This window comes from Mycobacterium sp. PS03-16 (assembly GCF_004570325.1).
Taxonomy (GTDB): domain Bacteria; phylum Actinomycetota; class Actinomycetes; order Mycobacteriales; family Mycobacteriaceae; genus Mycobacterium.
Window position 1 is genome coordinate 322,176 of the sequence record NZ_SPQO01000001.1, and the last position, 13,038, is coordinate 335,213.

Here is a 13,038-nt window from a genome sequence, read left to right on the forward strand (position 1 = left end):
ACAGCGTTACGAAAGCCAAGGCCCTCCGCGTCGGCGGAAACCCGGCACAGCTAAGAACCGGGAATTCACGCAGCTCTTGTGTCGTCAATGACCTGCGCGAACGATTGCGGATCGGCCATCGCCGACACCGCGGAAACCTAGACTTCCGCTCATGAGCAACCATTGGCAGTTGCTCGAGCGCGCCGCGGAACACGATCGTATTCGCTGTGCGCTCAACGGTGCCGAGCATCGGGGGGTGGTCCTGTTCGGTCCCGCCGGCGTAGGCAAGACGACGCTCGCCCGTACCGCGACCGCGGGCATGGCATCTGTGCACTGGGCTGCCTGCACGGAATCCTCGCGCAGCATTCCGCTCGGCGCCTTCGCGCCCTGGGTCAAACCGACTTCGGCGCGCGATCCGATCGCTCTGCTCACCTCGGCACGCGAGTCGCTCGAACACGACGGCGCGGTCCTCGCCATCGACGATGCGCATCTGCTCGACCAGCTCTCGGCGACACTGCTGCACCAGCTTGCCATGGAAAGCAAGCCGAAGATCATTGCCATGATCCGCAGCGGCGAACCGGTACCGGACGCCGTCACCTCGCTGTGGAAGGACGGGCTGCTCGAGCGAATCGAGCTCGGACCGTTCACCAGGTCGCAGTGTGCATCGCTGGTCGAGGCAGTCCTCGGCGGGACGCTCGAAGGCCTGTCCGCCGACATGATGTGGGCAGCCTCCAACGGCAACCCGCTGTATCTGCGCCACCTGGTCGAGGGCGCGCTGGCCGGCGGAACCCTCACGCGGGTCGACGGTGTCTGGCAGCTGCGCGGCCACCCGGCGGTGTCCTCCGGGATGGCCGACCTACTCGAAGCGCGGCTGGAACACGCAGGCAACCGGGCGGTTTCGGCGCTCAACATCCTGGCGCTGTGTGAACCGCTCGACCTCGACACGCTGTGCGGATTGGCCGGGACCGACGCGGTCGACGACGCCGAGAAGCAGGGCCTCATCCGGCTGGTTCGCAGCGGCGATCAGCTCAATGCCTGGATCGCCCATCCACTGTTCGGCGATGTCATCCAGCACCGCATCGGAACAGCGTCGGTACGGCGGTTGCGCGGCAAGATCGTCGACGTGTTGAAGGAGCGCTCGCTCGACTCGGCCGTCGGACGGATCCGCCTTGCCGAGTTGTATCTGGGCAGTGACCGGGTTGCGGACACCGACTTACTGGTCACCGCCGCCAAAGATGCGCTGTCTCTGACGAACCTGCCGCTCGGCGAGGAGTTCGCCCGTCGCGCGTACGACCGCGACGGCGATCTACGTGCCTGCGGTCTGCTGGCGCGAGCGCTGCTGTGGCAGGGCAGGGCCGCCGAGGCCGAGGAGGTGCTGGGCCGATTCGACCCCGCCGATCTCGGCGAATCGGATCTGGTGCTGTGGGGCATTCCTCGACTGTCCACGCTGTTCTGGGCGATCGGGGACGTGGAGCGGGCACACGGGCTGCTCACCCTTCTGCGCGAGCGCGTGACCAGGCCGGGACTGCGGACGATCGTCGAGGCGGTCGCCGCAGCAATGGCGTTGCACGAGAACAGGATCACCGACGGGTTGGCCGCCGCCGAGGCCGTGCTGCGTGATCCGCACGCGTCCGACCAAGCCGTGGACTTCGCGGCCTTCGGCGCCGGGCTGGCGCTGACCGCTACCGGCCGCGGCACCGCCTTCGAGCCGATCGCCGCACGCTGCCGCCGCGACCTGACGCCGACCGACGGCATGATCGGCTTCATGATCCGCTACGGCGTGGTGGCGGCCCGGGTGTCGGTGGGTGACCTCGACGGCGCGGACGAGGAGGTGAGGCACTGCACGGGGTTCTCGTCATCGGGGCAATTCGTCGGCTGGGCGATCACCAAGATCATGGCGGGGTGTGTCGACGTCTACCGCGGCCGGTTCCCGGCGGCGGTGTCCGAACTCGAGCAGGCGCTCGCCGCGCTCAACGCGGAGAACTCCATGCCGTGGCGGCTGGTGGGGCGGCTACTGCTGACGCGGGCCTACGCCGCTTTGGGGGACGCTGCGAGCGCCGAACGGGTCCTCACAGACGCGAAGGAGCATCTCGGCCCGCACATGGCGGTGCACGAGCCGCAGGTGCTCATCGCGCGCGCGTGGGTGGCCGTCGCCCGCGGATCGATCCGCGGCGCCATCGATCTGGCCCGCGCGGCGGCCGGTCTCGCCCATCGATCTGGACAGTTCGCCGTGGAGGCCGAGGCCCTGCATCACGCGGCTCGCCTCGGCGACCGCACCGTGGCGGCCCGGTTGGCTGTGCTGGCGCAGCTCGTCGACGGCGCCGTGGTCGACCTGCAGGCCCGGCACGCCGCCGCGGCCGCGCTGGCCGACGCCGAGGAGCTGTGCGCGGTGAGCCGTGACTTCGAGGGCGCCGGCTACCTGCTGTGGGCGGCGGACGCCGCCGCGCAGGCCGCCGTCGTCTACGACCACGTCGGGCAGCACCGGCCCGGGTCCGAATCCGCCGCCCGTGCACTGACCCTCGCGGCGCACTGCGGCGGCGCGAGCACCCCGGCGATCAGAACCGCGGTGCACCCGCTGCCGCTCAGCCTGCGGGAGCAGGAGGTGGCGGCCCTGGTGGCGGAGGGCCTGTCGAACCGGGAAGCCGCCGAGCGTCTGACGGTGTCGGTACGCACCGTCGAGAACCACATCTACCGGGCGTGCGTGAAACTCGACGTCTCCGACCGCGAGGCGCTGGCCGCGGCGTTCCGGCGGCAGCCCGCTCGGGTGGAGCGCGGCGAAGTCGAGTAGTGGGCTACTCATGCCGCGCACCGGACGGCCGCCGACAATGCCTCCAAGGGAGGGTGGAGCGGGATGAACACCGGGGTGCGCAGCGACGTCGTGGTGTTCAAAGAGAAGCTGCGGGCACCGGAGGCCGGCGGGCTGGCGCGGGCCCGGCTCGAGAAGTCGTTACTCGACGGCAAGTCGCGGGTTCTGGATCTGGTGGTCGCGCCCGCAGGTTCGGGGAAGACCACGCTGCTGTCCCGGGTCGCGCACGCCGGCGCGGATCCGGTCGGCTGGTACCGGGTCACCGACGACGACGTCTCCGAGCGGCGATTCGTCGCACACCTGGCCGCCGCGCTGCGGCCCATCTGCGGTCCCGTCGAGGGCCACTCGGTCGACGCCGTGCTGACCGCGCTCGACGACTGGTCGGGTCCGCACGGGATGGTGATCCTCGACGACCTGCACGAGATCGCCGAGACTTCGGCCGAACGGGCGCTGCAGCGGTTCGTGACGCTGCGCCCGCGCCGGTTGCAGGTGGTGCTGGGCTCCCGGCGCGTCCCTGACATCAACATCTCCCGGCTTCGGGTGTCCGGACCGCTGCTCGAGATCGGCAACGACGATCTGCGCTTCCGGACCTGGGAGGTCGAGGAACTGTTCGCCAAGGTGCACGGCCGGCCGCTGCGACCGGAAGCCGCCGCGGCGCTGACCCGCCGCACCGGCGGATGGGCCGCCGGTCTGCAGTTGTTCCACCTCGCCACCACCGCCCGCAGCGCCGCCGAACGCCATCAGGCGGTGTCCGAACTCGGGGGTCGCTCCAAGCTGATCCGGTCGTATCTGACCCGCAACGTCCTGCGCGGACTGCCCGAGGACCGCCGCGTCTTCCTGCTGCGCACCTGTGCCCTGGGCCGGCTGTCGGGCCAGGCCTGCGACGCGCTGCTCAACATCGGCGCGAGCCACCGCATCCTCGAGGATCTCGAACGCGCGCAGCTGTTCACCTCCACCGACGACGACGGTGTGCACTTCCGCTACCACGAGGTGCTGCAGAGTCACCTCGAGTTGGCACTGGTCGAGGAGTACGGCCCCGACGGCGCGCGTCGCTGGTATGCCCGCAGCGGCGTGGTGCTCGAATCGCTGGGTGACCTGCGGGCCGCCACCCGGGCGTTCGCGAAAGCCGAGGACTGGGTCGCCGTCTCCCGGCTGCTCCGCCAGGCCGGCGGCCACGGTCTCGGTGAGGATCTGTTGCCGCCCGCGACGTTTCGGCGCGACGCCTGGCTCGGCCTGGCCAACGCCCGCCGGCTGGTGCGCGACGGCGCGCTGCAGGCCGCCTGGGAGGCGTACCGCTTCACGCAGAGCTGTTATGACGAACCGCGTTTCAGCGCGATCTGCGCCGCCGAAGCGCAGGCGGTCGCGGCCTGGCTGCCGACCGCCCGCGGATCCGGCGGCCGGCACTGGAGTCGGATCTTGCGTGACGGATTGCGCGCGGCTCCCGATGTCTGCGTCCGGGGTCCGGCGGACGCCGAGGCCGGGGTCCGCCTCGCGCGCGGTCTGGCGGCGCTGGTGGCCGGAGAACGGGCGGGTGCCAGGGAGTCGATCGCGTCGGTGCGGGGCGACGAGAGCGCGGGCCCGGCGGTGTCGATCGCCGCCGAATTGGCGTGGCAGGTGCTCGACGTGCTGGGCGGGGAGGTGGCCGGCGATGCGGCGCACGCCTTCGAAGACCAAGACGTCGCGGTCCTCGCCGAGGTCAACGGGCTACCGTGGCTCGCCCGCCTGGCGCATGGCCTGCAGCAGGTCGCGCTGGCCCGGCCCGAGGACGCGACGTGGCGGCTCAACTGCTGCGGCGATCTGATCGCCGCGTGCGACGCACGGGGCGACGTGTGGGGCGCGGCCCTGCTGAGTCTGGCGGTGGGTCTGCGCAAGAGAAGCTTCGGGATGCCCTCGCCACCCGAACTGGCGGACGCCGCCACGCGCCTGACCGAACTGGACGCTCCGATGCTCGCCCGCTGGTGTGAGGCACGGTGCACTGCGGAACCGAAGGCTGCGGCGGCGGTTCGCATCCGGTGCTTCGGGGAGTTCCACGTCGACATCGACGGTGTCCGGGCCGACGTGACCCGGCTGCGCCCGCAGGCCCGCAATGTGCTGCAGCTGCTGGCCCTCGCGCCGGGAGTGGACCATCACCGCGAGTTCCTCGAGGACGTGCTGTGGCCGGGCGTCTCGCACACCGCTGCGTGCCATCGACTGCAGGTGGCGGTGTCCAGTGTCCGCAGCCTGCTCGAGGACGGCGCGGTCACCGTGCAGCGCCGTGGGGAGGCCTACCGGCTGGCGCTGCCGCCGCATTCGACGGTCGATGTCGCGGACTTCCGCGCAGCGCTGGCGGCGGCGGCCACCGCGTCGGCGAAAGGCGACGTCGACGGGCGGATGGCGGCACGCCGTCGGGCGTTGGCACTGTACGGCGGTGACCTGCTGCCCGGCGTGCACGCCGAGCCCGTCGACGGTGAACGTCAGCGGCTACGGCGTGCTGCCGCGTCTGCGGCGGCGAGCCTGGCGGCGGACCACCGTGCGCGCGGCGACGGTGGGGAGGCGCTCGCCGCGGCGCAACTGTCGGTGGACCTCGATCCGTACCAGGACGGCCCGTGGCTGCTCATGGCCGAACTGCACGAATCGGGCGGCGACACCAGCGCCGCCGAATTGACCCGGCGCGAACACGCCCGACTTCAGGCGGAACTGACTGCGGGACTGTGAGCTTCGCGGGCCACCGCCTCCACCCTGTGCGGCAGGTGTGCGGGTTTGACCGATCCCACGATGGCGTCCAGCCGGCGCAGGTCGACGTCGTCGGGGGCGTCGGTGATCACCCGGACGAGAAGCACGTGCTCCGCGCCGGGCCGGGCAGGTCCGGCCGCGCCGGGGTCGACGATCTCCACCTCCTGATCGGTGACGGCGTTGACGGCGGCGCGGATGCTGCGCACCGTGCCGCGCCACGGCAGCAGCGCGGTGGCCGACAGCAGCAGTTCGCGGCGGCGATGGATGTCGAGGTGGCCGTCGAAGGTCACGCCGACCCACCCGGCCAACCAGTCCAGCATGTCTTCCGGGGTGGTGCCCGGGTCCAGATAGGCGGTGAACCCGTCGAGGATCGCGAACACCGGTGCCAACAGATCATCGAACACCTCGCACAAGATCTGCGTCGTCGCGTCGTCCCGGTAGACGCCGGGCATGGTGTCCAGCAGGGGGTACGGAGACACCGGATCGCTGCTACGTTCGCGCATCACCGGCTCCACTGCACCTTGTGCCGGTGCGAGAACACCAGCGCGTCGGGCTCGAGCACCAGCGTCTCCACCGGATCGTCGCGGCTGCCGGTGAGGGGATCGGCCGGATACAGCTCCAGCTCCACCTCTTCGGCCATGTCCACCCCGGGAATCCAGGCCAGCGCGGCGGCGAGCTCATGCCGCTGCACCGGGCGGCCGATCGGCCAGCCCGTGCCCGACTGCCCGCCGAGGAGCGGGTGCAGCACCCGGTTGAGCGCACGCTGCACGTCGGCGCTCAGCGTGGCCCGCTGGTACCCGGGCAGCGGGCTCAGCGTCGCCACGACGGTCAACCCCTGATAGGTCGGTTCGCGGACCCGGATGCGGGTGCCGGCCAGTTTCCGGTCGGCGAGGTAGGCCTCGATGCGCGCCCGGGTGTCGGGCGGCAGGTCGAGATCCTCACGGCGTACCGCGCACAGGTCGTCGCTCGAGACGTTCGGCACCACCAGCAGCCGGATGAGGCCAGCCTGAGCAGGTTCGGTGGGCGTCAGGCAGTGCACCCGGGCGATTCCGGGCGCCGCCTCGCGGGCCAGTTCCTCGAAGTCCTCGGCGGTCACGGCCCGTCCGCGCGACCGGATCAGCAGGGGACCGCGAATCTTGGCGTCGTCGATGGTCTCGGTCGGGGCCCCACCGGCTGCGGCCCGCCGGTTCTCGACCCGCGACACATAGGGGACGCTGGTCTTGAGGACGTGGATGGCACCTCGGCGGACGTTGCCGGCCGCACCGCCGCCGGTGCGGTAGGCCATCATTCGTAGCGCCGCCCCCTTCGGCGGCACCTTGCCGTACTGGGTGAGTGAGCCGTCCGCCTCGCGGACCGCGGGCCCGAACACCACCGCGCCGTCCACGGCGTCGATGTGAAAATGCGGGCTGTTCTTCGTCGAGTCGGCGAAGGTCTCAACGGCCTGCCAGTCGGTGCTGTCTCCGTTGCTGGTCACCGATAAGGCGGTACCGGTCCACGGCAGCACGGGGTGGTGTTTGAGCGGGAGCCGTTGCGCCGCGGCGCCATCGGACACACCGAGGGCCTCGTCGCGGATCACCCTGCCGTGCACGATCGGCACGGTGCCGCCGATGGTGGCGGCCGTGATCGAGTTGATCAGCGGCGATTCGCTGTAGGTGTCCTGACCGGGTGTCGGCGCGAGAAGTTTGCACCGCAACCAGCCGCGGCGGGTGTTCGGCAGGGATTCCGGCGCGGCCAGCGCGTGGGACCGAGGAATGTGCAGGACGACGTCGCCGGGCTGGTTGAACGCCTTGGTCTCGTCCCGGTCGACCTCGCAGGGCTGCCAACCGCCGGGTTCGGTCCACGCCTCCCACACATACGGCGGGTCGGTCGGATCGACGCCGACGCCGGAGACCTGACAGACGATTCGCAGCAACACCGCACAACTCGGTACGGCCCGATTGAGGCCGATGAGCAGCGCGTCGCCCGGGGTGGGCAGCGACGAGAAACAGGGGAATCCGGCTCCCGGAGCCGGGTTCTCGCGGTCCACCGGGATGCCGCCCGCGGACACCGTCGCCACCTGACCGGACTCCAGCGTGCACGGGATGATGTCGAGTTGCTCGGTCGTGGAGAACACCACCGGCTCTTCGACGTCGGTGCGGTCCGTGCTGATCTCGATGCCGTCGCGCACCTTGACGGTCTGCGGCTGGGGTGCCGACAGCCAGAACGTCGCCTCGCCGTGGGCGGCGCCGGGCGGGCGCAGTTCCAGCCCCAGCAGTTCGAGGAACTTGAGGTAGTGGCGGTCGGGCACCCGGTTGAGCCGGTAGATCAACTGGTCGAGCATCATCGCGACGGTCTCGACCAGGGTGATGCCCGGGTCGGAGATGTTGTGCTCGGACCATTCCGGACACCGGCGCTGGATGTGGCGGCGGGCGTCGTCCACGAGGTCCTGAAAAGCTCGGTCGTCGAGTCGCGGGATGGGCAGCATGTCAACCACCTTTGAGCGCCGGATGTGTCGACGAGGTAACCGGTGTCGGCTCGTCGGGGATGGCGTAGAACGGGAAGACCAAGTTGCGGTCGTCGTTGTCGCCGCGGATGCGGTACTGCACGTCGACGTAGAACGTGCCGTAGTCGGCCTGGCTGTAGCCCACCCGCACGTTGGTGACGTCGATGCGTGGCTCCCACTGCTCGAGTGCCGCTCGCACGTCGTTGGCGATCGCGGCGGCCGTGGCCGCATTGGTCAGCGAGAACAGGTGATCGTGGATGCGGCAGCCGAATTCCGGGCGCATCGGACGTTCGCCCGGAGTGGTGCGCAGGATCAGCTCGATGGCCTGCTCGATGTCCCGGCTGCCGGTGGCCAGCGCGACCGACCCGGTGGCGTCGATCTTGACCGGGAAGTTCCAGCCGGCGCCGACGAAGTCGATGGACATGGTGTTCCTCGCGGGACTTGCGGTGGGCATCAGGGGCCGCCGATCAGGACGTCGACGGCGCCGGGTGGCAGCACCGGAGCCGAGCAGCCGGCGAGGTCGCCGACTCGCAGGGCGGGTTTGCCGCCGATGAGCACGGTGGGGCATCCGGGCCCGGCCATCGGGCTCGGCGGGTGGGAGGCCGGCGGTGGCATCGAGCAGGTGTGGAGGTCGCCGAGAACGGCGGCGGGCTTGCCGCCGATCAGCACGCTCGGCACTCCCGGCCCGGTGATGATCCCGGGATGGCCGGTGGGGTCGCCGACGCGGGCGGCTGCAGGCATGGCCGGTCCTCCTCTCAGTTGATCCGCACCGGTGTGCCTTTGATGACGGTCTGGCCGGCGGCGGCGATGCTGATCTCGCGGCCTTTGAGCTCGAGCTTGCCGCCCGAGGCGTCGACGACCACACCGCGCGATCCCGTAATGACGACGGTGCCGTCGCTGTGGATCTCGACCTGGCTGCCCGCGGCGTCGAGCGCGATGCGCAGCTTCCCGTCGCCGGTGGCGGTGGTGATGCCGTCGGAGCGTCCCTCGTCGTCGAGCAGGTCGATGCGGTGTCCGCGCCGTGATACCAGCGACCGGCGGTTGACTGCACCGGTGCCGCTGTCGATGACGGCCGGACCCTTGCTGTCGGGCGGATCCGCGCCGTTGTGTAGTCCGCCGAGCACATACGGGCGCTGCGGATCACCCTGTTCGAACGCCACCAGCACCTCGTCGCCGACCTCGGGGAGGACGAGCGTGCCGCGCTCCTTGCCGGCGCCGATCTGCACGGTGCGCGCCCAATCGCTGACGTAGTCGTCGGACAGCCACGGGAACGTCAGCCGGACGCGACCCTGACCGGCGGGGTCATTGGCGTCGGTGACCACGGCGATGACCACGCCGCGCGCGTCGCCGTCGCTGCCGCTGCCGCCGGCCAACCCGTAGAGGCTGCGTTCCTGGCGGCCGGTCACCGAGAACGCGGTGGTGTAGCCGCCGCTGTTGACGTCGTAGCGGTGCCGGGCGGTGGTGACCGTGTACTTGCCGTCAAAGGGAGTGCCTGCGTTCTCGATTCGGATCCCGACGTCGGCGCGCAGTTTCGGGTTGCCGCGTGCGACCGCGTCGAGTTCGGCGAACGAACTGCCGATCTCCTCGGCCAGCGCCCCGGCGGCGGAGTCGGCTTCGGACTGGGTGCGGTAAGCCACCTCGGAGGCGACATAGGTGGGGTCGCCGAACACCTTGGCCATATCGGCGGGGGTGAGAGTGGGCAGTTCGACGCTGGCGGTGGCCGCAGGCACGGTGCTCACGATCTTCCGTTTCTGCGCGACGTCCCAGCCGCGGACCTCGACGTCGGCCACCTGTTCGGCGGCGGTGACGACGCCGCGGAAGCGCAGCAGGTCACTGCCCAGCCGCAGTACCAGCGGGTTGACTTCCTCCTTAGGCGCCGACGGCGCGGTGCCGGCCGCCTGCCGCGCGGTGAAATCGAGTCTGTCGTCGCGCATCTTGAGCTCGAAGCCGATCCGTCGGGCGACCCGGTCGAGGAACTCCCAGTCGGTCTGCCCGCACTGCCCGAGATGGTCGAAGACGGTCGGTGTCGACTGCACCTGCCCCGGGGTCAGACCCGCCCGCTGCGCCACCTGTGTCACCGCGTCCGAGGCGGTGATCTGCGTGTAGGAGGTGGTGTGCCGGCCGCGGAACAGGCGGTGGGTGGGATCGAAGCCGCGGATGACGGTGAAGCTGCCGGTGGTGTCGAATGCCGCTTCCAGCGCGGTCACCTCACCGGAGAACAACGGTTCGGGCGTCTGCGCGGCATCGGTGGCGACCGCGATGGTGACTTTCGCGCCCATCTTGACGGCCGACTTGTCGACCACGATCCGGCCCGGATCGCGGAAGCGGAGCATGAACGCGTCGGGCAGGCGCAGGCTGAAGTCGACGTAGGCGGAGGTCAGCAGCGCGGCCACGTCGGCGGCCAGGGGCTGGCCGCCGATCGTGACGAGAAACGTTGCGGTGCTCGCCATCCCGTGTCACCTCGCCAGCGTCTCGGGGGACGGCAGCATGATCGGGGTGCCTGCGGCCACCCGCATCGGGTCGTCGATGCCGTTGTACTCGGCGAGTGCCCGCCACAGGGTGGGGTCGCCGTACTCCTGATAGGCGACCAGGGCCAGGGTGTCGCCGGCGATCACGGTGTGCGCCCTGTCGACGGCGTAGACGCCGGAGGTCGGATTCTGCTTGCTCTGTTCGGCCGGCATCTCCTCGAGGTTCACCGAACAGACCGCGCGGGTGGGCACCCCGTTGGAGGCGAACCGCGTGTACTTCGCATTGACCTGGGTGACGAACGCGGGGAAGCTCGTGACGTTGCCCCACTTGAACACCACCAGCGGCGGCATCGGCTTCTTGGCGGTGCGGGACTTCTCCACCGGCACACAGCAACTGAACAGCTTCTCGACGGCGTCGACCACGCTGTCGGTGTGCTTGAGGGTGGCGTCGAAGAACATCTCCAGGGTGAGCTTGCACGGGTCGGCACCGCTGAATTCCGGGGGGCCGGCCTGTTTGGCGCCCTTGACCGGTTTGCGTTCCCACTTCGCCGACTTGCTGATCGACACCTCCTTCGGGTTGAACTGGAAGGTCACGCTGCCGATCGGGCTGCCGCACTTGCTGCCGCCGGGCGCGTCGGTCGCCTCGTACATCTCGATCGAGGCGTGGTCGTAGGTCGGGCCGCCCGAACTGACCATCGTGCTCTCGGTGACCCCGGCCGGCTTGCCCGAGCTGGTGAGCGCGATCGCGGTCATCGGCCCGCTCCGCCCGGCAGGAATCCGTGGTGGGCGATCTCGAGGGTCTCGGTGAACACCTTCGGGGAGTCGAGGTTGAGGCTGGGCCCGGTCCAGCGCACCGGCACCACCCCGTTGAGCGACCAGGTGGCGATCGGCTTCCCGTCCGAGCGCATCGCCTTGATCACCGCCGTGGTCGGTTTCATACCGCCCAGCGCGGCGGAGATCCAGGAGATCAGCTTGTCGCTGTCCCGTCCGACGGGGCGGGACAGCTTGATGTTGCTGTACTTCATCCGGGTGGGCAGCTGCCACACCATGGTGTTGTTGCCGCCCTCTTCGCGCTGCTCCATCACGACCTCCAGACCGAGGCCCTCACAGGTGGAGAAGGTGCCGATGGACTCCTTATCCAGTTCCACCGCGAAACACACACCGACCCAGGGCTCGTCGTTGTCCTGGCCGCCTTCGCCGCTCATCGGTTCCTCCCGGTCATCTGCGGACGTCCATCAGCGCTCCGGCCCGTTCCCGGTCGAGCCACAACTCCGAGCGCAGGCGGGCCGCCAGAGGGTCGTAGAGCCGGTTGACCAGCTCGTCGATGTTCGGGCCGGCCGGTGCTGGGCTCGGGGCGGGCGGGACAGCGGCAGCGGAAGTGGGAGCGGCGTCCTGCGCGGCGGGGGGCGCGGCGGGGGCGTCGGATTCGCCCGTCTCCTCGGCCTCGCGCTGCACCTGTGCCGGGGCGAAGCTGACCTCGGTGTACCCGTCGTGCTGCGTGACGGTGGCCGGCGCCCCGGACGGCGCATCGTCGCCGGGAGTTGCCGGGGCGGCGGGTCGTGCGAATATGCGCTGCAGCGACATCGGTTTCGGGCTGTCGGCCACCAGCGCCGGGCTGGGTGCGGCGGTGTCGAAGAGCCGTGATGTGACCGTGTCGCGCGCGGGTAGCGGCGGCTGCACGACGAGCCGGCGGGCGGTCCGTTCCTCGGCGGGCGCCGGGCCCGCGAATGGGCTGCGCTGGATGGTGGCCACGGGGGGTGCGGTCGTGCGGTGTGGGAGCGTCGGTGGCCCAGAGGCGGTGCGCTGCAGCGCCGTCGACGCGGCGAGTGGTCTCGGGACGTGGGGGGAAGGAGCATCGCCGGCGACGGTGAGTTCACGGGCTGCGACGAGGCGTTCGACCACGCGCGACGGTGCCGAGGTGGGAAATGGTGGCTCGTGCGGCGGCGCGGCCGTCGAGCGCTGCACGGGCGCCGCGCCCTCTGCGGACGGCGCCGCGGTGTGGTCGGGCAGTCGCGGCGCGCTGCTGGGGGCGACACGCAACGGAGACGACGATTCCGGCACCGACCGAGGCGGTGTCAGCGTCCGATCACGTTGCAGTGCAGGGGGAGTGGGCGCAACGCGCGGTGGAGCCGGTGCAGCGTCCGGCGGGGCGGCGGCGCTCCGCTGCACCGGGCCCGTGACCTGCCGGCGGGTGGGCAGCGGCGCGGTCGGCGCTGCCGACGTCGGCATCCGCACGGGGTCATCCGGGGCGAACCACGTGATCGCCTCCGTCGTCGACCGTTGGACGTCGCGGAAAGCCGGCGACTGGACCGCGTCGTCGACGATGTCGATGTGGTGGGTCGGTGGATCCGTCGCAGCGTCGACGGCGATGGGCCGCGGCAGCGGCGTCCGCGCGTTCGATACGGCGCCCGGCGGCAACGGCGTCGACGGGGGCGTGAGGAAGGGAAGGCGCTGCACCGGGATGGCGGGAGGAGCCGCGGCCCGGCCGGTGTCGGGTGGCCGCGTCGGCGTGCGAGGCGGCGGTGCGACCTCGGTGCGCGGCGGGTCGGCGGTGGCGCGCTGGACGGCCGGCCTCGGCGGTGGGGAAGATC

9 protein-coding genes and 1 pseudogene are annotated in these 13,038 nt (G+C 70.8%); 2 read left to right on the forward strand and 8 right to left on the reverse strand.

All coding sequences use genetic code 11. The annotated features are described in order from the left end of the window. The first annotated feature begins 151 nt into the window (after nucleotides 1-151). Together E4P42_RS01470 and E4P42_RS01475 are read left to right on the forward strand one after the other, a co-directional pair. On the forward strand, nucleotides 152-2,767 hold the full coding sequence (locus tag E4P42_RS01470) for a LuxR family transcriptional regulator (protein WP_135122566.1): 2,616 nt from the start codon (nucleotides 152-154) through the stop codon (nucleotides 2,765-2,767). 63 nt (nucleotides 2,768-2,830) lie between these two features. After that, nucleotides 2,831-5,479, forward strand: a complete 2,649-nt coding sequence (locus E4P42_RS01475; protein ID WP_135122567.1) for a BTAD domain-containing putative transcriptional regulator — start codon at nucleotides 2,831-2,833, stop codon at nucleotides 5,477-5,479. On the opposite strand, the gene E4P42_RS01480 is transcribed toward E4P42_RS01475, so the two are convergent. The 8 genes and pseudogenes from E4P42_RS01480 to E4P42_RS26875 all read right to left on the reverse strand — a co-directional run. Then, nucleotides 5,452-6,000 carry a phage tail protein gene (locus tag E4P42_RS01480; RefSeq protein ID WP_135122568.1) on the reverse strand — a complete coding sequence of 183 codons (549 nt, stop codon included), beginning with the start codon at nucleotides 5,998-6,000 and terminating at the stop codon, nucleotides 5,452-5,454. The two genes, E4P42_RS01475 and E4P42_RS01480, sit on opposite strands and share 28 nt — an antisense overlap. Further along, the gene (locus tag E4P42_RS01485; protein WP_135122569.1) at nucleotides 6,000-7,961 is read right to left on the reverse strand and encodes a putative baseplate assembly protein; all 1,962 of its coding nucleotides are present in this window, start codon (nucleotides 7,959-7,961) and stop codon (nucleotides 6,000-6,002) included. Before E4P42_RS01485 ends, E4P42_RS01480 begins: the two co-directional genes overlap by 1 nt. A 1-nt stretch (nucleotide 7,962) precedes the next feature. Then, a complete protein-coding gene (locus E4P42_RS01490) occupies nucleotides 7,963-8,403 on the reverse strand; it encodes a GPW/gp25 family protein (RefSeq protein ID WP_135122570.1) in 441 nt (146 codons plus the stop codon). Between the two features lie 29 nt (nucleotides 8,404-8,432). Then, nucleotides 8,433-8,720 carry a PAAR domain-containing protein gene (locus E4P42_RS01495; protein WP_135122571.1) on the reverse strand — a complete coding sequence of 96 codons (288 nt, stop codon included), beginning with the start codon at nucleotides 8,718-8,720 and terminating at the stop codon, nucleotides 8,433-8,435. Between the two features lie 14 nt (nucleotides 8,721-8,734). After that, nucleotides 8,735-10,429 carry a VgrG-related protein gene (locus tag E4P42_RS01500; RefSeq protein WP_135122572.1) on the reverse strand — a complete coding sequence of 565 codons (1,695 nt, stop codon included), beginning with the start codon at nucleotides 10,427-10,429 and terminating at the stop codon, nucleotides 8,735-8,737. Nucleotides 10,430-10,435: 6 nt separating this feature from the next. Continuing rightward, complete coding sequence (locus E4P42_RS01505) at nucleotides 10,436-11,200, reverse strand: LysM peptidoglycan-binding domain-containing protein (protein WP_135122573.1); 765 nt, start codon at nucleotides 11,198-11,200, stop codon at nucleotides 10,436-10,438. Continuing rightward, complete coding sequence (locus E4P42_RS01510; protein WP_135122574.1) at nucleotides 11,197-11,652, reverse strand: phage tail protein; 456 nt, start codon at nucleotides 11,650-11,652, stop codon at nucleotides 11,197-11,199. Before E4P42_RS01510 ends, E4P42_RS01505 begins: the two co-directional genes overlap by 4 nt. Nucleotides 11,653-11,665: 13 nt before the next feature. Continuing rightward, nucleotides 11,666-13,038 (reverse strand): annotated as a pseudogene (locus E4P42_RS26875) (hypothetical protein); the annotation flags it as partial.

Coding starts and splice junctions, on each gene's coding strand:
- E4P42_RS01470 (WP_135122566.1), top strand. CDS start 152: ATGAGCAACCATTGGCAGTTGCTCGAGCGCGCCGCGGAACACGATCGT.
- E4P42_RS01475 (WP_135122567.1), top strand. CDS start 2,831: ATGAACACCGGGGTGCGCAGCGACGTCGTGGTGTTCAAAGAGAAGCTG.
- E4P42_RS01480 (WP_135122568.1), bottom strand. CDS start 6,000: ATGCGCGAACGTAGCAGCGATCCGGTGTCTCCGTACCCCCTGCTGGAC.
- E4P42_RS01485 (WP_135122569.1), bottom strand. CDS start 7,961: ATGCTGCCCATCCCGCGACTCGACGACCGAGCTTTTCAGGACCTCGTG.
- E4P42_RS01490 (WP_135122570.1), bottom strand. CDS start 8,403: ATGTCCATCGACTTCGTCGGCGCCGGCTGGAACTTCCCGGTCAAGATC.
- E4P42_RS01495 (WP_135122571.1), bottom strand. CDS start 8,720: ATGCCTGCAGCCGCCCGCGTCGGCGACCCCACCGGCCATCCCGGGATC.
- E4P42_RS01500 (WP_135122572.1), bottom strand. CDS start 10,429: ATGGCGAGCACCGCAACGTTTCTCGTCACGATCGGCGGCCAGCCCCTG.
- E4P42_RS01505 (WP_135122573.1), bottom strand. CDS start 11,200: ATGACCGCGATCGCGCTCACCAGCTCGGGCAAGCCGGCCGGGGTCACC.
- E4P42_RS01510 (WP_135122574.1), bottom strand. CDS start 11,652: ATGAGCGGCGAAGGCGGCCAGGACAACGACGAGCCCTGGGTCGGTGTG.